General features: G+C 67.6%; 1 protein-coding gene. It reads right to left on the bottom strand.

The features are described 5' to 3' along the window. The coding region (locus tag Q7C21_RS22480) for a lipocalin-like domain-containing protein (RefSeq protein ID WP_375151155.1) at window positions 1-605 on the bottom strand (605 nt) is incomplete at both ends.

The following is a 605-nucleotide window of genomic DNA, read 5'->3' on the forward strand; positions in this document are numbered from 1 at the left end:
GATGTCCAGGTTCTTATCGGGAATCTTCAGTTGCCAGGCGCTCGGCTGGCGCCGCCCCTCGACCTGGTCTTCCTCCAGGGGCGTCATCTGGATCTGCTCACGCCCCAGGCTCTGGGTGCTGCCATCGGCATTGATCCAGGTGCCGGTGATGTAAGGCGCGCGACGGTTCTCCCGCACCCGGAACAGCATCAACCGTTCTCCGCTGTCCAGGTGCAGGGAGAACCAGTCCCAACCGGTCTGGTCGGCGGCCAGGGGCTGGCTGCTCCACTCCCGATCGAGCCAGGCCGGGCCGCTGACCTCATAGCGTTGGCCGTCGATCTGCAACTGCCCCGACGCCTGGAAGAACGGCTGGCTGTAGTAATAGGACGCCTGACCCTGGTCCGACTTGCGGCTGTAGCCGCCCACGCCCTGCAGCACCAGCGGCTGGCGGCTGGACAGTTGCAACTGATAGGCGAACCCCGGCCCACTGGCCTGCACCTGCATCCGGGCCAGGGGATTGGCCCCGGTGGGCAGGCTGGTGAAGCGCCAGTCATCGATCCAGGCCTGTAACGGCTGCGCCGTGACCCCGGCCTGCCCCACCCCGCCCCGGGCATAACGCTCGGCGG

Origin of the sequence: Pantoea sp. ANP04, from assembly GCF_041982285.1 — a bacterium.
Lineage (GTDB): Bacteria > Pseudomonadota > Gammaproteobacteria > Enterobacterales > Enterobacteriaceae > Pantoea > Pantoea eucalypti.